Raw genomic sequence first — 17,538 nt, 5'->3', positions numbered from 1 at the left:
TCCAGACTGCACTGCATGCGCATTCTGCTGGTTGAAGACGATCTTTCACTGGGCGAGGGCATTCGCACCGCGCTGCGGCGTGCCGCCTATGCAGTGGACTGGGTGCATGACGGCGTCAGTGCGTTGATGGCCTTGCAGGAAGAGACCATGGATCTGGTCATCCTGGATTTGGGCTTGCCGCGCATGGATGGCATCGAGGTCATTCGCACCGCACGCGCACGTGCGGTGGACACGCCGATCCTGGTGCTCAGCGCACGCGAGCGTGCAGCCGACCGCGCGTTGGGCCTGGATGTCGGTGCAGACGATTATCTGGGCAAGCCCTTCGACACCAATGAACTGCTGGCGCGCACGCGTGCCTTGCTGCGCCGCTCGGCCGGGCGCGCGCAGCCGGCAGTGCAGGCCGGCGCATTGCGGCTGGATCCGGCCGGCATGTCGGTGCGCTGGCACGGCCGCGATCTGGACCTGACCCGTCGCGAGTTCGCACTGTTGTGGCTGTTGATGGAGCAGCGTGGCCGGCCCATCGGTCGCGAACGCATCCAGCAGCATCTCTATGGCTGGGACGAAGACGTCGCCAGCAATGCGGTGGACGTGCATGTGCACCAGCTGCGTCGCAAGCTGTCGGCAGCCGTGATCCGCACCGTTCGCGGTATTGGCTACGCGCTGGACGAGCAGGCCGCCGAGGCGGCCGCGGCCCCGCCGCAGGCACCGCAATGAATTCGATTCGGCGTGTGTTGTTGCTGGCCTTGCTGGGCGTGTTGTCGTTGCTGATGCTGGCCGCAGCCGGTTTTAGCTATCGCGCAGGCCTGCAGGAAGCCGGTGAGATGTTCGATGCACGGCTCGTGCAGTCCGCGCGCGTGCTGCTCTCGTTGGTGGATCAACCCCTGGACAATCTGCGAGCGGGCGAGCCGATCGTGATCCGCGGATGGCATGGGCAGGCGCAAGGCGTGGGCGAAGCATTGGCGTTCAACGACGGCCATGCCTACGAAACCAAACTGGCATTCCAGGTGCGCAATGCGGCCGGCGCGCTGCTCTTGCGATCGGACAGCGCACCGGCGCAACCACTGGCACCGCTGCGTGCCGGCTATGCAGACGTGCAACTTGCCGATGGCCAATGGCGCACATTTACCTTGCGCTCGCCGGGCGGGCGCTGGTTCCAATCGGCCGAACGCGCCGATATTCGTCAAGAGCTTGCCGAAGATATCGCGCTGGGAACCTTGTTGCCGTTGCTGATGGCGTTGCCATTGATGGGGCTGTTGATCTGGGCGGTGGTGAACTGGGCCACACGTTCGCTGGTGCGCGTCTCCGACGAGATCGGCGAGCGTGACCCAAAGCGTCTGCAACCGCTGCAGCCGCAGCACATGCCGCGCGAAGTACACGGCCTGGTGCGTGCGGTCAACGGTTTGATGGACCGCGTGCAGGAGGGACTGGAACGCGAACGTCGCTTCATCGCCGATGCCGCACACGAGCTGCGCACGCCGATTGCGGCATTGAAGGTGCATGCGGCCAATCTGCGCCTGGCCGCCAATGCGCGGGAACGCGACGAATCGCAACAGCAGCTGGATGCCAACGTGCTGCGCATCGAACGCATGGTGGCGCAATTGCTGGCCTTGAGCCGGGTCGAAGCGGTGGCTGCCTTGCCCCGCCGCAGCGTGAACCTCGACACCCTGGTGCGCAGTGAATCCGAAGACGTGCTGGCGATTGCAGCGCAGCGACAGCAGACCCTGGAACTGGCACTGCAACCGGTGCAGGTCATCGCCGACGAAACCGCGTTGTCGTTGCTGCTGCGCAACCTGCTGGAGAATGCCGTGCGCTACACACCGCCCGGTGGACGCATTCTGGTCAGCACGCACAGCGCGCCGTCGCCAACGCTGGTGGTGGAAGATTCCGGTCCCGGCATCCCCGAAGCGGCGCGCGCGCGGGTGTTTCATCGCTTCCATCGGGAACTGGGCACCGGTGTGGAGGGCAGCGGGCTAGGCTTGTCGATCGTGCACGACATCGCCGTGGCACATGCAGCACGCGTGCAGTTGGACCAGGCGCCCGCGCTGGGCGGTTTGCGCGTCAGCGTGCAATTTGCCGGCGACGCGGCCAGTTGACCAACGATCCGTAGGGCAGGTGCGGTAACGCACCGACGAACGGTGCTTGACATCGGATTCAATTACGCGCGTAATCGGTAAAAATTACGGGTGTAATCGTATGTCCATCAGCGATGCCGAAGCAGTGGTGATGCAGGTGCTCTGGGATGGCGCACCGCGCACGGCAGAAGAGGTGATCGCCGCGCTGTCGCACACCGGCTGGGCCGAGCCGACCATCAAGACCTTGCTCAATCGGCTGCTCACCAAAGGTGCCGTCGCGGCGGAAAAGCACGGTCGCAAATATCACTACGCGCCGCTGCTGACACGCGCGCACTGGGTGCAGCAGCAGAGCGAAGGGTTGCTGCAGCGACTGTTCGGCGGGCGAGTGGCGCCGCTGGTCGCGCACTTCAGCGAGCGCGGGCAACTCAGCGCGTCGGACATCGCGGAATTGAAGCGTCTGCTCAAGGAGTTGGACGATGCACCTTGACCTGCAATTGCTCTTGCACGTCACCCTGTACAGCAGCGCCGCGTTGCTGGCATGTCTGGTGCTACGTCGTGCACTGCGTGCATGGCTGGGCGCAACAGCGGCGTATGCGATCTGGGCCGCCGTGCCGCTTGCCGTATTGGCAGCTGTGATGCCGGGGCCGCCGATAACGAGCGCATTGCCGACGATGCCGGCGTTGGTCGCGATGCCGCTCAACCTGCAAGCTAGCGAATCCGTATGGGCGGCGGGGCTGCTGACTGCGTGGTTGGCTGGTGCAGCTGCGATGGCTGTAGCGCTCTGCTGGCGGCAACGGCGCTTCGTGCGCAGCATGGGCGCATTGCATGCGGTCGGCGCTGGAGTGTGGACTGCGATGCATGACGTGGGCTTACCAGTGTCGCTGGGCATCTGGCGCCCACGCATCGTGCTGCCGATGGATTTCGATACGCGCTACAGCGCCGCCGAACGCACCTTGATCCTGACGCACGAGCGCCTGCATCTGCGGCGCGGCGATCTGCATGCCAACCTGCTGGCCGCACTGTTGCTGTGCATCGGCTGGTGGAATCCATTGATGCATCTGGCATGGCGCGCGTTCCGGCTGGATCAGGAACTGGCCTGCGACGCGGAGGTGCTGATGCGTTACCCGGGCAAGCGCCGCAGTTACGCTACCGCGATGCTCAAGACCCACGCTGGTGCCGGCTGGACGCCAGTGGCCTGCCGTTGGAATGCGCCGCACGCGCTCACCCAACGCGTGGCTGCCTTGCTGAAGCCTGCCGTAGAGGCGCCCCGTGCGCGATGGAACCTGCGCATGGTAGTGGCATTGGCGGTGATGGTCAGTGGCTTCTGCTGGGCGTTCCAACCTGCACAAATGCAGGGTATGCGCGTGCCCGGCAACGCGCTGGATTTCCGCACCATGCAGCCGCCCAGGTATCCGCCTGACGCGGTCGCTGCAGGCCTGGCGGGATTTGTCGAACTGCAGATCGCAGTGAGCGCGACTGGAGCGCCCGAGCACATCGCCATCGTGCGCAGCACGCCCACGGGTGTGTTCGATCAGACCGTGCTCGACGCAGCACGCCACTGGCGCTTCACACCTGCGCTGGAGGATGGCAAGGCAGTGGCGTCCGAGGTGCGCGTGCCGGTGAAGTTCGAACTGGATCCGCCAGAGACGGTATCGGCGGTTGCGGATATCCATTCCGGTCCCGAAACCACCGCAAGCCCACACGCTGCCGACCAGTCCGAACGTATTGCCAGCTGTGCACCAGCGGGATGCGCCTTACGCGGTGCGTTGCAATGAACCGCTGCCTGATCGGCAGCCTCGCCCTGATGCTGGCCCTGAGTAGTTGCGCCACGCGTCAACTCGCGGAGCAGCAGCGCAGCCAGCGCGAGGATTCGGTGGATCAACGCATGCTGCCCTCACAGCCGGACGGCGCCGGCGCTGCGGGTGTCCAACCCTACACGCGGGCACCAACGCAACGCTTCCGCATGCCACGCGCGGTGCGCAGCGATGCCCCGATGCTGCCCGCCGATTCGCCGCGCCAGAGCCTGGCGCCCACCACGGTTTGCGCACATCTCATTCTGAGCGCAGAGGGTTCGGTGCAACGCGTGGATCCGATGTCCGACCGCGACGAATGCGCCGCCGGGTTGCTGCCGGACAACGCCGACCTCATGCAAGCAGTGCGCACGACCGCGCTGCGATGGCAGTTTGTTCCGGCAGCGATGTGCACCTACCCCTCAGGGGTTGCGCAACCGGCAGCGCAAGACGACTGCACTGATGCGACGCAGATCGAGCCGGTGCCGGTGACATTGTCGTTCGCGTTCACCTTCGAGATGCGACAGGGCAAGGTGAGCGTGCGGACCGGGAAGGTGGTGCGATAGCTGCTGCAGCCGTGGCGCAGTGTGTCCAGTCACCAGCAACACTGCGTCCTCTCACGACATGTCACACCCAAGCGCTATTTAGCCCACACCGCCTTCAATCCAGCACATGCACGCTGTCGGCAATGCGCTGGACTTCATCGGGGTTATGGCTGACGTAGAGCATCGGCAGGCGAATCTCGTCGCGCACGCGTTGCAGATAAGGAATCAATTCTTCGCGGCGCGCCTGATCCAGGGCCGACAGGGGTTCGTCGAACAGCAGGATCGCCGGTTGCGCCAACAACGCGCGGCCAATCGCCACGCGTTGCGCTTCGCCGCCAGAGAGGTTGCGCGGCCGGCGTTGCAACAGCGGGGCAATGCCGAGCAGGGCCACCACATCTTCGAAACCGAACGGCGCCGTGCCGCGCGCATGCCGGCCGTAGCGCAGGTTGCGCCGCACATCCAGATGCGGGAACAGCCGCGCATCCTGGAACACGTAACCGATCCGGCGCTGGTGCGTCGGCAGGTCGATGCCTTGCCCGGCGTCGTACAGGCAGCGCCCATCGATGTGGATATGCCCGGCCTGCGGGCGCACCAGGCCGGCAATTGCGTTGAGCACCGTGGTCTTGCCCGCGCCGGAGGGCCCCACCAGCGCCACCACACGCGCATCGTCATGGATGCGGATGCGGCGTTCGAAGGTGCCGCGCTGCAGCTGCAGGTCGATATCCAGCATCACGTGTCCTCGCGCGGATGCGGCCGACGCACCAGCCATTCGGACAGCAACAGCGCCGCCAGCGAAATCGCCAGCGCCACGCCCGCCAGCCGCCAGATGCCCGATTCCATCCCCGGGACCTGCATCAGCCCGTAGATGGCCGACGACAAGGTCTGCGTTTCGCCAGGGATATTCGACACGAAGGTGATGGTGGCACCGAACTCGCCAAGCGCCTTGGCGAACGCGAGCACCATGCCGGCGACCAGGCCCGGCCAGGCCAGCGGCAAGGTGATGCTGAAAAACACCCGCCACGGCCCGGCACCGAGCGTGGCGGCCGCCGCTTCCAGGCGACGATCGGTGGCTTCGATGGACAGACGAATCGCGCGCACCATCAGCGGAAATCCCATGACCGCGCACGCCAGTGCCGCGCCGGTCCAGCGGAAGGCGAACTGGATACCGAGGTGTTCCAGCAACCAGCTGCCCACCGGCCCCTGCGTGCCCAGCACCACCAGCAGCGCATAGCCGGTGACCACCGGCGGCATCACCAAGGGCAGATGCAGCAACGCGTCCAGCAGGGCCTTGCCGGGGAAGCGGCGGCGCGCCAGCAGCCAGCCGCAGGCGATGCCCGGCGGCAGGCTGGCGAGCGCTGCCACGATCGCGACCTTGAGACTCAAGCCGATCGCGGTCAGCTCTTCTGGGGTAAACATCGACAAACGGTGTGCCTCAATCCTTCAACGAAAAACCACGGCGCGCGAAGATCGCCTTGGCCGGCTTGCTTCCCAGCCAGGTGACGAACGCTGCGGCGGCGGGATTGCGGCTGTTCTTCAATGCAGCCACCGGATACACGATGGCCTCATGGCTGTCGTCGGGAAAGGTGGCGACCACGCGCACCTTGGCATCGGCGCGCGCATCCGAGCCATACACGATGCCCAGCGGCGCCTCGCCACGCGAGACCAGCATCAATGCCGCGCGCACGCTCTCCGATTCGGCAAGCCGGTTGCTGACGCTGTCCCATTGGCCGAGCGTGCGCAGCGCAGCGGCGGCGTATTTGCCGGCCGGCACGCTGGCGGTCTGGCCCACGGCCAGGCGCCCGCCCTGCCCAAGCGCCTTGGCAATGGCGCCGGGCGCACGCAGGTCAACGCGCAGCCTGCTGCTCGCCGGCGCGACCAACACCAGCGTGTTGCCGAGCAGGTTGTGCCGCTGCGCCGGCAGCACCAGCCCACGCTGCTGCAGATAGTCCATCCATTCCAGGTCGGCCGAAAAGAACACGTCCGCCGGTGCGCCCTGTTCGATCTGGCGTGCCAGCGCAGAACTGGCTGCATACGAGACCCGTACCGGCGTGCCGGTCGCTTTTTCGTACGCGGCAGCGGCTTCGTCCATCGATTCTTTCAGGCTGGCGGCCGCAAACACCGTCACCGGGGCGGTCTGCGCACTTGCCAGCATAGGCAACGCCAGCATCAGCACGCACAACGCGCGCTGCCAGAAACCGATCATGCGCATCGAATGCTCCTCACCAGGACAGGGCCCCGATCATAGCGGCTACGCGATGCGCACCGCGTGGCGAGCCTGCGCGCGCTACAGGACCACTCCGGCGCAACGCCCGGCCTGAAGATTGGTTTGCAGGGCCGGGCGGATCAGCTTGGGCTCGGGCAAGGTGGCATCGCGCGCCTGCCGCTGCGCCACGAAGGTCTCCACGTCCACGCCGTCGCGCACGTGGATGTTGCTGCGCCGCTGCGCGCCGATACTGGTCTGATGCGCCACCGCGCGCCCGCCAGGGCCGTAGTCGTGGCAGACGAACACGCGGGTGCTTTCCGGCAGCGCATACAGGCGCTGGATCGACGCAAACAGCTGGCGTGCATCGCCGCCGGGGAAGTCGCAACGTGCCGTACCCGCATCCGGCATGAACAACGAATCGCCAGGAAACAGTGCATCGCCGATCAGATACGCAATGCTGTCGCTGGTGTGGCCGGGCACCGCGATGACGCGTGCTTCGACACCGCCTAGCTTGAAGCGCTCGTCGTCGGCAAACAGATGATCGAATTGCGAGCCATCGGCGCGGAAGTCGTCCGGCAACGCGTACTGCGGGGCAAGGGTGCGTTGCACCTGGCAAATACCCTCGCCGATACCGATGCGCGCCTGCGGCCAATGCTGCTTCAGCCACTGCGCCGCAGACAGGTGATCGGCATGCGCATGGGTTTCCAGCAGCCACTGCAACTGCCATCCGTGTTGCTCGATAGCCGCAAGGATGGCCTGCGCCGCCTGGCTGCCGACGACGCAGCTCTCGGCCGCGTAGTCCAGCGCCGGGTCGATCACGGCCGCCGCACCGTTGGCCGCATCGGCGACCAGGTAGGTGAAGGTGTTGCTGTCGGCATGAAAGAAGGCAAGCACCTGGGGCTGCATCTGCGTCTCCACGTCAGGGGTTGGCCAGTGCCGCGTTGAGGATGGCGGCGAGCCGGTCACCTGCGATGCGCAGCTGGGTTTCGGCGATCGGGCGATAGGTGGCGATGTAGGTGGCGGGCAGCACGTGTGCGCTCGGGTAAACGCCGGGCGTGATGGCGATCTTGCACGACGCCTGCGCCCATGCCGCAGCCGGCGGCGGCAGGGCCGCAGACACCGCAGTGGCGGCCGGCAATGCCAGCAAGCGTTGCAGGTACGCATCGTCGCCCAGGTGGCGGTCGTTGAGCATGCCGCTGTCCCACAGCGCATGCAGGTTGCTGCCCTTGCCATCGATCTGCAGCTGGAAGTCGTTTCCGCCCTTATCGTGCGCATAGCCGGCGTGCATCGGCTGATGGATGTCGCCGACGAAATGCACCACGAACTTCAAGGCCTGGCGGCGGACGTCCAACGGCTGGCTGCGATCTGCGAGCAGAGCGGCTTGCTGGTCGAGCGCGGCGATCACGCAGTTGCCGTCCGGGCAGTCGCGCGGTGGCACGTACGTGCAGTCGTGTTCGCCCAGGTTGACGTAGTGCCATGGCCCGGAGCGCTTGCCAAGGTCCGGGTCGTGCTCGCGCAACTCATCGGCCCAGGTGGCCACGCCGTGCAGGGTCGGGTCCGGCTCGCCGGCCAGCAATTGCGCCACCTGCGTGCGTGCCTGCGGGCTCAGTTCGGTTTCGGCGATACGCGCCACCAGACGGTGGCCTTGCGGGCCCCAGGCCAGGGCGGTGCTGGGGTGGATCGCGGCGGCCATTGCCGCGGCAACTACGAATGCAGAGAGGGAAAGTGTCTTCATCCGGCGATTGTACGCATCGATCCGGGACGGTTTGATGGCCATCCGGCAGTTGCGACAGCCACGCCTCAGCATGGCGCCAATGCGTGCCTGGAGCACGCCCGGATGGTGCAGGCAGTCGTCGGGCGGGTTTGCACGCAACGCGGCAACTGCAGCATTCGCATGGGGCATGCCGCACCGGTGCCGGCCGCGCCCATTTGGCGATGAACGCAGTCGTGTTGCCAGATGCTCTTATTGCCAGACGCTCTTAGTAATACACCAGGTACGACACGCCGAAGGTCAACGGATCGATCCGTGCCTTGCCCAGCCGCGCACCGTTGAGGTCGACATTGCTGCGCGAATCGGTCCAGCGCGCATCCACGCGCAGGCCGCTGCGGTCGTTGAAGATGAAGTCGACACCGACATGCGCAGTGGCGCCGACCGAATCGTCGAAACGCAGATCGCCGCCAGCCACCGTCGGCTCGGTGTCTTCGCCCAGGAACGCGGTGTAGTTGATGCCGACGCCCACGAACGGCGACACCGTGCCGTAGCCATTGATGTGGTACTGCAGCAGCACGCTCGGTGGCACCGACCAATAGCTGCCCACCTTGCCGATGCCCTGCAGTTCGAGATCGTGCTTGCCTGCAACTGCGGCGTGCACTTCGATACCCAGGTTGTTGCGCAGGAAATATTCGTAGGTGAACGACAGTGCCGGCGCGCCCTTGATCTCGGCCTGGGTGCCGCCGAAGGTGCCGCTATTGGACTTGGGCGAGACATAGCCCGCACCGTAACCGGTCGTCCAGTGACCGGCCGATTGTGCAAGGGCGGGTGCGGCCGAGGCGGCCAGTGCGATGGCGAGGGCGGTGCGAGTCAGCGTGTTCATGGAATCCCCGGTAGGTCGGACAGACGGGCGACGTGACCGACCTGTCCGCAACTCCGGCGGTGGATGCACGTCCCTGGACGGCAAGTGTGCCAGAGATGCGCCGCCCACGCCGCAGGATCAGAACCGGTGCACGTAGGCCACGCCGTAGACCAGCGGGTCGATATTGACCGTGCCGATACGGTTGCCGTCCAGGCGCGATTGGGTATCGATATCGATCCAGCGCAGGTTGACGCGCAGCGCGCCGCGGTCGCTGAGCTTGTAGTCCACGCCTGCATGCAGTGCCAGGCCCCAGGAATCGTCCAGCTCCAGCGTGCTGCCGGCCAGCGCGCCGCGGGTATCGGTGTCGAAGAAGCGCGTGTAGTTGATGCCCGCGCCGAGGAAGGGCGACACCTTGCCCTGGCTGTTGAAGTGGTACTGCAGCGACACCACCGGCGGCAGGTGCTTGGTGCTGCCAACGCGGCCCAGTCCACGCAGCGCGATGTCGTGCTCGAACGGCAGCGCGGCCAGGACCTCGATGCCGAGATTGTCTGCGATGAAGTATTCGGCGGTGAAGGTCGGCTTGATGTCCTTGCCTACGTCTGCTTCCAGCGTGCCGCCAACCAGGCGGCCATTGTCGGATTTGGGGGCGACCTGGTGGGCACCGACGGCAACGGTCCAGTCGCCTTTGGATTGCGCCAGTACGGGGAGGCTGACGCAAGAAGCGGCCAGCGCGGTGAACAGAAAGGTAGAGCGAAGATGCATGGGAAGCCTCGTGGGGTGCAATGGACGTGGGAAGTCTTCGCGCTTGGCGTCGCCGCTGCCTTGATCCTGATCAATTTGGCCGTGCGCTCGGGTGTGCGGGCCTGCAATGGCTGTAGTCACACCCTGCGCGCACGACCGCGATACGCGCTATGCCGATGCTCGCAGCGGGATCGCACGTGCGGCATCGCGCGATGGGCTGGCCGCGGCTGTCGGCGCGGGAGGAGCGCCGACGGTTGCGTGCGCAGTGGCGTCGACAGCGATCGATCGCCGGTGCGATGTACCGCTTACTTGACCTTGGCGACCTTGGGTGCATCCACTTCCGGCATCGCCGAGCTGTGGTGGTTGATGATCAACCACTTGCCGTCGCGCTTTTCGTAGACGAAGGTGTAGCGGGCCTGCACGTTGCTCTTCTTGCCGGCCTCGTCGGTCAAGGTGAAGGTGTACACGCCGGCATCCACGGCGCTGTCGTCGTCGAGCACGCGCACGGTGCGGTAGTTGACCACGCCCTGCGGCTTCTTGGTCAGGAACATCGCGAAGTAGTTTTCGATCTGCTCGCGCGAGGCGCGCACTTCGTTGGAGACCGTCGGCAGCAATACGCCGTCCGGTGCGTACAGGTCGGCCACCTTGTGCGGGTTGCCGGTGGCCAGCGCCGCGTTCCAGGTGTCGAACAGCGCAGCGACTTCGCGCTCTTCGCCGCCGGCCGGCAGCTTGGCCTTGTCGGTGTAATGCATCACGCCGCCAGCCAGCGCCGGGGTGGCAGCCACAGCCAGAACCAGAGAGAACAGGGTGCGACGCATGGGAAATCTCCGTGTGATTGATGGGTTGCCTCAGCAGGCAGCGCCAGTATCGAAATCCACGGAGTGCCGAAATTCTGCTGTTCGGCATAGCGGTGAATATGCTTTTCAGCGTATTCGATTCGTCTTTAAGTGGATGAAATATATGGAGGTATGGCCTCTTTCACCATGCTCGATGCAGCGGCGCTTGATGCGGCTGGCATGAGCTCATCCGGAAACCGTCGGTCATCGATGCGATGGCGCGCGGATCGGCCGCTCACGCGCGTTCCCGCAGAGGCCGAGCGCGTTTGCGGTCCGATGGCTCACCAAGCGACGCACAGAGCTCATTCACTGGCGAACCGCTCACCGATCCCGAATGCCCATTCCCCCATCACGGCCCACACCAACACGGCTGCAGACAAGTGACGCTGCTAGAATGACAGCCCCTTTCCATCCGCCGCGCTGTCGCGGCCGCAGGAGCTAGTGAACATGGCAATCAAGGTTGGCATCAACGGATTCGGTCGCATCGGACGCAACGTGCTGCGCTCTGCGGTGCAGAACTTCGCCAATGACATCGAGATCGTGGCCATCAATGACCTGCTCGAGCCCGACTACCTGGCCTACATGCTGCAGTACGACTCGGTGCATGGCCGCTTCAAGGCCGATGTCTCGGTCGACGGCAACACGCTGATCGTCAACGGCAAGAAGATCCGCCTGACCCAGGAACGCGACCCGGCCAACCTCAAGTGGGATGCCGTCGGCGCCGACGTGGTGATCGAGTCCACCGGCCTGTTCCTGACCAAGGAAACCGCACAGAAGCACATCGATGCAGGTGCCAAGAAAGTCATCCTGTCGGCGCCGTCCAAGGACGACACCCCGATGTTCGTCTACGGCGTCAACGACAAGACCTACAAGGGCGAAGCGATCATCTCCAACGCCTCGTGCACCACCAACTGCCTGGCGCCGTTGGCCAAGGTGATCAACGACAAGTGGGGCATCAAGCGCGGCCTGATGACCACCGTGCATGCGGCCACTGCGACGCAGAAGACCGTGGACGGCCCGTCCAACAAGGATTGGCGCGGCGGCCGCGGCATCCTGGAGAACATCATCCCGTCCTCCACCGGCGCGGCCAAGGCCGTGGGCGTGGTGATCCCCGAGCTCAACAAGAAGCTCACCGGCATGAGCTTTCGCGTGCCGACCTCCGACGTCTCGGTGGTCGACCTCACGGTCGAGCTGGAACAGCCGGCCACCTACGCCGAAATCTGCGCCGAAGTGAAGGCACAGAGCGAAGGTGCACTGAAGGGTGTGCTGGGGTATACCGAAGACAAGGTCGTGGCCACCGATTTCCGCGGCGAAACCTGCACCTCGGTGTTCGACGCCGACGCAGGCATCGCGCTGGACTCCACCTTCGTCAAGCTGGTGTCCTGGTACGACAACGAGTGGGGCTACTCCAACAAGTGCCTGGAGATGGTGCGGGTTGTGGCAAAGTAAGTTTCTGGTGCAGTGATGAAACAGGCCCCGGCATGCCGGGGCTTTTTCATTCGTAGGCGATGGATGTTGCGTTTCTTGCACTGCGACGCCTTCGGCGGCTGCCCGGAAGTGGACTTTGCGGGACTCACGTGCGCTAATTTGCACGCACGGCGGCCGTTCCCGTGTCGTGTACGAAGGATCGGGGAACTCCATGGATCGAGAGAAAAGTGATGAATAAGTTTTTTGCAGGCGCCTTGGCGCTGAGTGTGGTTGTTGCGTTTTCCGTGCCGTCGACCAGCTGGGCTGCAAAAAAGCAGACCGGTACGCCGGCCTGGATGAATGCCGATGGCGAGGTGATCAAGTCGTCCGATGTCGAGGCGGGCTACGGCGAGACCGTCAAGGGCGTCAATGATTACGAAGGCGAGATCACCGGCAAGCCGGCGCCTGGCAGCAAGTTCACCCAGCTGAAAATCGGTATGCCGATGAAGCAGGTCACCGACCTGATTGGTCAACCGGACGACCAGGGTGCTTACGTGACCGGCAAGGCATTTATCCCGTTTTTCTTCGGTGGCGACCGCTACCGTTACGAAATGGCCTATAAGGGCCAGGGACGCCTGGTGTTCGCTGGCAAGTCGATGGGGACCGGCGGCAACCTGATCTGGATCATCCATAACAAGAACGACAGCGGCTACCGCGAATAACCGTTCAAAGCGCCCGGTTCTCCGGGCGTTTTCTTGTGTGAGGCATCCACGCAAGCACGCATGCGACCGCATGCTTGCCGACGCTCCATCCGTCGTCCAAGCGATAGGCTAGCTGCCCAGCCGCAGCCCTAGGCTGTATGGTGCGCGCATTCGGCTGGACGCCGGTTCGGGGATTGCTGCGTTGGAAACGATAATCGTGTTGGTGGCCCTGGTGCTGCTCGCCGTGCCGGTGGGTGTGGTGATTGCGCTGGTGTGGATTGCCGGGCTGCGGCGACGGGTGGCGGCGCTGGAGCAGCGGCTCGCGCAGTGGCAGGGCAGTGGTGCCGGGCGTGCGGATGCGCAGGCGCAAGCACCCGCGGACGCGCAGGGCAGGGCATGGGAGCGACCTGACGAGGCTCCCGCTGCCGGCACTGGTCCGGGCGTCGTGGCCGACAGCGATCTTTCGGGGTACCGCACCTCCGATGCGGCGCGTCAGGACGACGGTTGGCATGCGCCGGGCGCGGATCACGAGGCGGTTGGTGTGTCTGCCTCGGCGATGCCGCCGCCGTTGCCGGCGCAGGCGCCTGCAGATGCGATGGCGCGCAGTGCAATCGCGGCGTCGGAACGTCCCAGCCCGCAAGCGCAGGCAACGCGCGCCCAGCCGGCGCAACCGCAATCGGCGCAACCGCAACCGCCCCAGCTTCCGGCCGCGCCCAGCGCCATCGCGCGCGCAGCCAGCGCCTTGAAGCGTTGGTTCACCGAGGGCAATGTGCCGGTGAAGGTCGGCATGCTGGTGTTGCTGGCCGGCGTGGCATCGCTGTTGAAGTACGCCAGCGACCAGGGCTGGATGCGCATGCCGATCGAGCTGCGCTTGGCCGGCATCAGCGTCCTGGCATTAGCCGGCCTGATCTTCGGTTGGACGCAGCGCGCGCAGCGGCCGGGCTTTGCGTTGGCGTTGCAGGGCGGCGCCATCGGTGGCTTGTTGTTGACGGTGTTCGCGGCGTTCAAGTTGTATGGCTTGCTCGATGCCGCAATGGCGCTGGGCATCAGCGTGGTGCTGATCGCAGGCATGTGCGTGCTGGCGGTGCTGCAGGATTCGCGCACGTTGGCGGTGCTGGGCGTGCTGGCCGGTTTTCTTGCGCCGATCTGGTTGTCTACCGGCAGCGGCAATCACGTGGCGCTGTTTTCGTATTACGCCGTGCTCAACGCCGGCATCGTGGCGATTGCATGGACACGTCCGTGGCGCGTGCTGAACCTGCTGGGGTTTGCTTTCACCTTCGGCATCGGCACCGTGTGGGGGGCGCTGCAGTATTCCCCGGCGAAATTCGCCACGACCGAGCCGTTCCTGTTGCTGTTCTTCGCGATGTACGTGGCGATCCCGGTGCTGCATGCGCGCCGCGGCGACGGCAGTGCCGGCAGGCTCATCGATGGCAGCCTGTTGTTCGGAACGCCGCTGGTGGCGTTTGCGTTGCAGGCGCGCCTGCTTGAGGGCGACCGGCTGCCCCTGGCGTTGTGCGCGGTGGCGGTGGCCGCGTTGTATGCGGGCCTGGGCAGCTGGCTGCTGCGCCGCGCGTCTACCCGCGTGCTGGGCCAGGCGCACGCGATGCTGGCGGTCGGGTTTGCAACCCTGGCCGTACCGCTGGCGCTGTCGGCACGTGCCACTGCGAGCGTGTTTGCGCTGGAAGGCGTCGGTTTGCTGTGGCTGGGGCTTCGCCAACAACGACGGGTCTCGCAGGTCAGCGGTGTTGCGCTGCAGGTGTTTGCGGCGGTGGGTGTCGCCTTCGGCGTGGATGCCTGGCGCCACGATGCGGTTGCGGTGGCCAATGCAACCTGCATGAGCACGATGCTGCTGGCGCTGGCCGGCTGGGCCAGTGCCTGGTTTCTGCGCGATGCCGGGCATCGGCGGCGTGCGCTGCTGGCATATCTGTGGGGACTGGGTTGGTGGACGCTGTGCGGCGTGCACGAGATCGTGCGTTTTGCCGACCTGCGCAGCGAACCGGATCTGCTGCTGGGCTTGGTCGCACTCAGTGTATGGCTGGCGGCGGAAGTGCATCGGCGCCGTCCTGCAGCGGCGTTGGTATGGACGGTGATGTCGGGGCTGGCGCTGGCGGCGCCGTTGGCGCTGTGGCAAGACGCAGCGCACACCCAGCCATTCGCGCATTGGGGCGCGCTGGCATGGGGTGTATTTGCGGTGGCGGGCGCGCGTGCGCTGTGGTGCCTGCGCACGCAGCAGGGCGCTGGTGCGATGGCGGCGCAGTTCATCTGGTGGCTGCTGTGGCCGTTGGTCATTTCGCTGGGCGCGGCCTGGCTGGCCGATGCGTTCTCGCTGGCCAATGGCTGGCGTTGCGCCTTGCTGGCGGCGCCATGGTTGCTGGTGGCGACGCTGGGGCTGTTGCGCTGGCCGTGGCTGGCCTGGCCGCAGGGAACCGGCTTTGATCCTGCACGCAACGCGCTGCTGAGCTGCCTGTTCGCGGTACTGGGGCTCGGCTGGCTGCTCGCGTTGCTGGACCCGGTGAGCGCCGCGCCGTTGCCCTGGCTGCCGTTGCTCAATCCCGCCGAGCTGGCGCAATTGGCGGTCCTGGCCTTGCTTGCGCGCTGGGCCTGGTCCGCACCTGCGCCGACAGTGCTGCAGCGTTCGCGCGTGGGTGCGCTGGGTGTGCTGGGGTGGGCGTTGATCACCGGCAGCACCTTGCACAGCGTGCATCACTGGGGCGGTGTGGCGTGGGATCGGGCGCTGATCGGCGCCACCTTGTCGCAGACCAGCCTCACCATCGTCTGGAGCGTGCTTGGCGTGCTGGGCTGGGTGATCGGCTCGCGTCGTGGGCAACGCGGGCTGTGGCTGGGCGGCGCGTTGCTGATGGGGCTGGTCCTGGCGAAGTTGGTGTTGGTCGACCGCCAGCATCTGGGCAATCTTCTCGGCATCGGCTCGTTCATGGCCTATGGCCTGTTGTGCACCGTGGTGGGCTATCTGGCGCCGGCGCCGCCACGGGCGGTCGCGACCGAAGGTCGTGCTGCCGAAGAGAACGGCGTCGAAAAGGATCAGGCATGAACGCGATGCGATGGGCGCTGCTGCTGTTGGTACCGCTGCTGGCGCAGGCCGCCGATGTGCGGCAGGACTACCGCCGGCAGTGGCCGCTGCAGGTCACCGGCTCGGATGCCGGCCTCTATCAGCTGACCTTGGATGCGGCGGTGTATCGCATTGCGCACGACGCGGCGTTGCGCGATGTCACGGTGATCGATGCGCGTGGACAAGAGCTGCCCACCGCCTGGCTGCCGATGGATGCGGCACCGGCGGCTGCGGTACGCCGTCAGCGCTTGCCCCTGTTTGCGCTGCCCGCCGGTGCCGCGCCGGCCAACGGCGATCTGCAGTTGATTGCCGAGCGCGATGCCAGTGGTGCGGTGCGCCGCCTGGAAGGTCGCTTTGCGACCGGAGCTGTCGCTGCGGGCCGCGGTGTCAGCTGGCTGATCGATGCCAGCGCGCTGCGCGATCGCCCGCGTGCGCTAGTGCTGGACTGGGAGGGCGACATGCCGGTGCAGGCCCAGGTGCGTGTGGAAGGCAGCGACGATCTGCGCGACTGGCGCGTGCTCGCCTCCAACGCCATGGTCATGGCACTCGACAATCAGGCGCAGCGACTGCAGCAGCGCCGTATCGCGCTGGACGATGGGGCGCGTTACCTGCGCCTGGTCACCGCGTCCGGCGCGCTGCCGGCACTACGCGTGGTCGAGGCGGAGCTGGAGGGCATCGCCATGTCCACACCGCCGCAGTGGCTGGACTTGCCCGGCACCACGCAAGATGCGGCGCTGGTGTATGCCTTGCCTGGTCGCTTTCCGATCAGCCAGCTGGATGTCGGCGGCAGTCAGGCCGAGGCGGTCGAGTGGATCGTGGCAAGTCGCGATTCCGACGATGCGCCGTGGCTGCAACGTGCCGGCCCATGGTTGGCGTATCGATTGGGCCAGGGCGCGGCCGCCGCGTCGCCGCCGCAACTGCTGTCTGCGCCCGTGCGCGATCGCCAATGGCGGTTGGTCGCTGCGCAGGGTCGCAGCACCGCCGTGCCGACGCTGCGCGTCGGTTACCGGCCGGAGCGGCTGATGTTTCTCGCCCAAGGCCAGCCACCCTATGCATTGGTCGCCGGCAGTGCGCGTGCGCAGCGCACCGACGCACCGCTGGGCGCAATGCTGCAGGCACTGCGGCGCGAACGCGGCGCACAGTGGCAGCCGGCGCAGGCCAGTCTGGCTGCGCAGGCGCAGCCGCTTGCCGGCGATGCCGCGCTGCAAGCGGCCGCCACGCCGCGCGACTGGAAGCGTTGGTTGCTGTGGGGCCTGCTGGTCGGCGGCGCCTTGCTGGTCGGCGGTTTCGCGGTGAGTCTGTTGCGTAGCGCATCGGCCAATCGCAACGGCTGATTGCGGCCGCTTCGCATCGCGGTTTGCCGCTGCAGCGCGAAGGTCGGACAATGGGCGTCCCCCGTGACCAAGGCAGCCGTATTGCCCGTCGTGTTCGACCAAGCATCCCGCGCCTCGCCGACCGTCTTGGCGGCCTCGCGCGTGCTGGGCAAGCTGCGCGCCACGCGATCCGCCCGCGGGCGCAACGACATCGCGCTGGCGTTTTACGGCCAGTTGCCGCCAACGGCACAGCGCTCACCTGGTTGCCCGGGCGCGCGTCCTGGGTGCTT

Annotated in this window: 17 protein-coding genes; 9 read left to right on the top strand and 8 right to left on the bottom strand. The window is 66.1% G+C overall.

Annotation, left to right across the window (positions count from 1 at the left end):
- Positions 1 to 15 precede the first annotated feature (15 nt).
- From FLG15_RS16590 to FLG15_RS16570, 5 genes are all read left to right on the top strand, one after another.
- The gene (locus FLG15_RS16590; RefSeq protein ID WP_057678803.1) at positions 16 to 714 is read left to right on the top strand and encodes a response regulator transcription factor; all 699 of its coding nucleotides are present in this window, start codon (positions 16 to 18) and stop codon (positions 712 to 714) included.
- 17 nt (positions 715 to 731) lie between these two features.
- Positions 732 to 2,093, top strand: a complete 1,362-nt coding sequence (locus tag FLG15_RS16585) for an ATP-binding protein (protein WP_150147721.1) — start codon at positions 732 to 734, stop codon at positions 2,091 to 2,093.
- A 100-nt stretch (positions 2,094 to 2,193) separates the two neighbouring features.
- On the top strand, positions 2,194 to 2,559 hold the full coding sequence (locus FLG15_RS16580) for a BlaI/MecI/CopY family transcriptional regulator (protein ID WP_057678802.1): 366 nt from the start codon (positions 2,194 to 2,196) through the stop codon (positions 2,557 to 2,559).
- Positions 2,549 to 3,847 (top strand): TonB family protein, encoded by a 1,299-nt coding sequence (locus FLG15_RS16575; protein ID WP_057678801.1) that lies wholly within the window; start codon positions 2,549 to 2,551, stop codon positions 3,845 to 3,847. Before FLG15_RS16580 ends, FLG15_RS16575 begins: the two co-directional genes overlap by 11 nt.
- The gene (locus FLG15_RS16570; protein ID WP_057678800.1) at positions 3,844 to 4,428 is read left to right on the top strand and encodes a hypothetical protein; all 585 of its coding nucleotides are present in this window, start codon (positions 3,844 to 3,846) and stop codon (positions 4,426 to 4,428) included. The genes FLG15_RS16575 and FLG15_RS16570 overlap by 4 nt, the downstream gene beginning before the upstream one ends.
- A gap of 94 nt (positions 4,429 to 4,522) precedes the next feature.
- Here FLG15_RS16570 and modC read toward each other — a convergent pair whose 3' ends face one another.
- The 8 genes from modC to FLG15_RS16530 form a co-directional block, all read right to left on the bottom strand.
- On the bottom strand, positions 4,523 to 5,137 hold the full coding sequence (gene modC / locus FLG15_RS16565; RefSeq protein ID WP_057678799.1) for a molybdenum ABC transporter ATP-binding protein: 615 nt from the start codon (positions 5,135 to 5,137) through the stop codon (positions 4,523 to 4,525).
- A complete protein-coding gene (modB, locus tag FLG15_RS16560; RefSeq protein WP_017156905.1) occupies positions 5,137 to 5,823 on the bottom strand; it encodes a molybdate ABC transporter permease subunit in 687 nt (228 codons plus the stop codon). Before modB ends, modC begins: the two co-directional genes overlap by 1 nt.
- A 16-nt stretch (positions 5,824 to 5,839) precedes the next feature.
- Positions 5,840 to 6,616 (bottom strand): molybdate ABC transporter substrate-binding protein, encoded by a 777-nt coding sequence (gene modA, locus FLG15_RS16555; RefSeq protein WP_057678798.1) that lies wholly within the window; start codon positions 6,614 to 6,616, stop codon positions 5,840 to 5,842.
- Between the two features lie 75 nt (positions 6,617 to 6,691).
- A complete protein-coding gene (locus FLG15_RS16550) occupies positions 6,692 to 7,516 on the bottom strand; it encodes an MBL fold metallo-hydrolase (protein WP_057678809.1) in 825 nt (274 codons plus the stop codon).
- Between the two features lie 13 nt (positions 7,517 to 7,529).
- On the bottom strand, positions 7,530 to 8,303 hold the full coding sequence (locus FLG15_RS16545; protein ID WP_335338819.1) for a S1/P1 nuclease: 774 nt from the start codon (positions 8,301 to 8,303) through the stop codon (positions 7,530 to 7,532).
- 286 nt (positions 8,304 to 8,589) lie between these two features.
- Entirely contained in the window at positions 8,590 to 9,204 is a 615-nt protein-coding gene (locus FLG15_RS16540; protein WP_039571106.1) for an OmpW/AlkL family protein, read from the bottom strand.
- A gap of 117 nt (positions 9,205 to 9,321) precedes the next feature.
- Positions 9,322 to 9,945: an OmpW/AlkL family protein gene (locus FLG15_RS16535; protein ID WP_057678796.1), complete on the bottom strand. Its 624-nt coding sequence runs from the start codon at positions 9,943 to 9,945 to the stop codon at positions 9,322 to 9,324.
- Positions 9,946 to 10,229: 284 nt separating this feature from the next.
- Positions 10,230 to 10,742, bottom strand: a complete 513-nt coding sequence (locus FLG15_RS16530; RefSeq protein WP_057687087.1) for an SgcJ/EcaC family oxidoreductase — start codon at positions 10,740 to 10,742, stop codon at positions 10,230 to 10,232.
- 465 nt (positions 10,743 to 11,207) lie between these two features.
- On the opposite strand from FLG15_RS16530, the gene gap reads away from it, so the two are divergent.
- The 4 genes from gap to FLG15_RS16510 all read left to right on the top strand — a co-directional run bounded on the left by gap (position 11,208) and on the right by FLG15_RS16510 (position 17,269).
- A complete protein-coding gene (gene gap / locus FLG15_RS16525) occupies positions 11,208 to 12,209 on the top strand; it encodes a type I glyceraldehyde-3-phosphate dehydrogenase (protein ID WP_057677526.1) in 1,002 nt (333 codons plus the stop codon).
- 209 nt (positions 12,210 to 12,418) lie between these two features.
- Positions 12,419 to 12,889 carry a hypothetical protein gene (locus FLG15_RS16520; protein WP_057677514.1) on the top strand — a complete coding sequence of 157 codons (471 nt, stop codon included), beginning with the start codon at positions 12,419 to 12,421 and terminating at the stop codon, positions 12,887 to 12,889.
- Between the two features lie 181 nt (positions 12,890 to 13,070).
- On the top strand, positions 13,071 to 15,917 hold the full coding sequence (locus FLG15_RS16515) for a DUF2339 domain-containing protein (protein ID WP_209228189.1): 2,847 nt from the start codon (positions 13,071 to 13,073) through the stop codon (positions 15,915 to 15,917).
- Positions 15,914 to 17,269 (top strand): DUF3999 domain-containing protein, encoded by a 1,356-nt coding sequence (locus FLG15_RS16510; RefSeq protein ID WP_150146826.1) that lies wholly within the window; start codon positions 15,914 to 15,916, stop codon positions 17,267 to 17,269. Before FLG15_RS16515 ends, FLG15_RS16510 begins: the two co-directional genes overlap by 4 nt.
- The last annotated feature ends 269 nt before the right edge of the window (positions 17,270 to 17,538 follow it).

The organism is Xanthomonas phaseoli pv. dieffenbachiae, from assembly GCF_008639345.1.
GTDB classification, from domain to species: domain Bacteria; phylum Pseudomonadota; class Gammaproteobacteria; order Xanthomonadales; family Xanthomonadaceae; genus Xanthomonas; species Xanthomonas phaseoli.
The sequence above is the reverse complement of the archived record's forward strand: the minus strand, read 5'-3'. Positions and strand labels throughout refer to the sequence as shown.

What these genes read in the sequence shown, in the direction of transcription:
- FLG15_RS16590 (WP_057678803.1), top strand. Translation starts at nt 16, where the DNA reads ATGCGCATTCTGCTGGTTGAAGACGATCTTTCACTGGGCGAGGGCATT.
- FLG15_RS16580 (WP_057678802.1), top strand. Translation starts at nt 2,194, where the DNA reads ATGTCCATCAGCGATGCCGAAGCAGTGGTGATGCAGGTGCTCTGGGAT.
- FLG15_RS16575 (WP_057678801.1), top strand. Translation starts at nt 2,549, where the DNA reads ATGCACCTTGACCTGCAATTGCTCTTGCACGTCACCCTGTACAGCAGC.
- FLG15_RS16570 (WP_057678800.1), top strand. Translation starts at nt 3,844, where the DNA reads ATGAACCGCTGCCTGATCGGCAGCCTCGCCCTGATGCTGGCCCTGAGT.
- modC (WP_057678799.1), bottom strand. Translation starts at nt 5,137, where the DNA reads ATGCTGGATATCGACCTGCAGCTGCAGCGCGGCACCTTCGAACGCCGC.
- modB (WP_017156905.1), bottom strand. Translation starts at nt 5,823, where the DNA reads ATGTTTACCCCAGAAGAGCTGACCGCGATCGGCTTGAGTCTCAAGGTC.
- modA (WP_057678798.1), bottom strand. Translation starts at nt 6,616, where the DNA reads ATGCGCATGATCGGTTTCTGGCAGCGCGCGTTGTGCGTGCTGATGCTG.
- FLG15_RS16550 (WP_057678809.1), bottom strand. Translation starts at nt 7,516, where the DNA reads ATGCAGCCCCAGGTGCTTGCCTTCTTTCATGCCGACAGCAACACCTTC.
- FLG15_RS16545 (WP_335338819.1), bottom strand. Translation starts at nt 8,303, where the DNA reads ATGGCCGCCGCGATCCACCCCAGCACCGCCCTGGCCTGGGGCCCGCAA.
- FLG15_RS16540 (WP_039571106.1), bottom strand. Translation starts at nt 9,204, where the DNA reads ATGAACACGCTGACTCGCACCGCCCTCGCCATCGCACTGGCCGCCTCG.
- FLG15_RS16535 (WP_057678796.1), bottom strand. Translation starts at nt 9,945, where the DNA reads ATGCATCTTCGCTCTACCTTTCTGTTCACCGCGCTGGCCGCTTCTTGC.
- FLG15_RS16530 (WP_057687087.1), bottom strand. Translation starts at nt 10,742, where the DNA reads ATGCGTCGCACCCTGTTCTCTCTGGTTCTGGCTGTGGCTGCCACCCCG.
- gap (WP_057677526.1), top strand. Translation starts at nt 11,208, where the DNA reads ATGGCAATCAAGGTTGGCATCAACGGATTCGGTCGCATCGGACGCAAC.
- FLG15_RS16520 (WP_057677514.1), top strand. Translation starts at nt 12,419, where the DNA reads ATGAATAAGTTTTTTGCAGGCGCCTTGGCGCTGAGTGTGGTTGTTGCG.
- FLG15_RS16510 (WP_150146826.1), top strand. Translation starts at nt 15,914, where the DNA reads ATGAACGCGATGCGATGGGCGCTGCTGCTGTTGGTACCGCTGCTGGCG.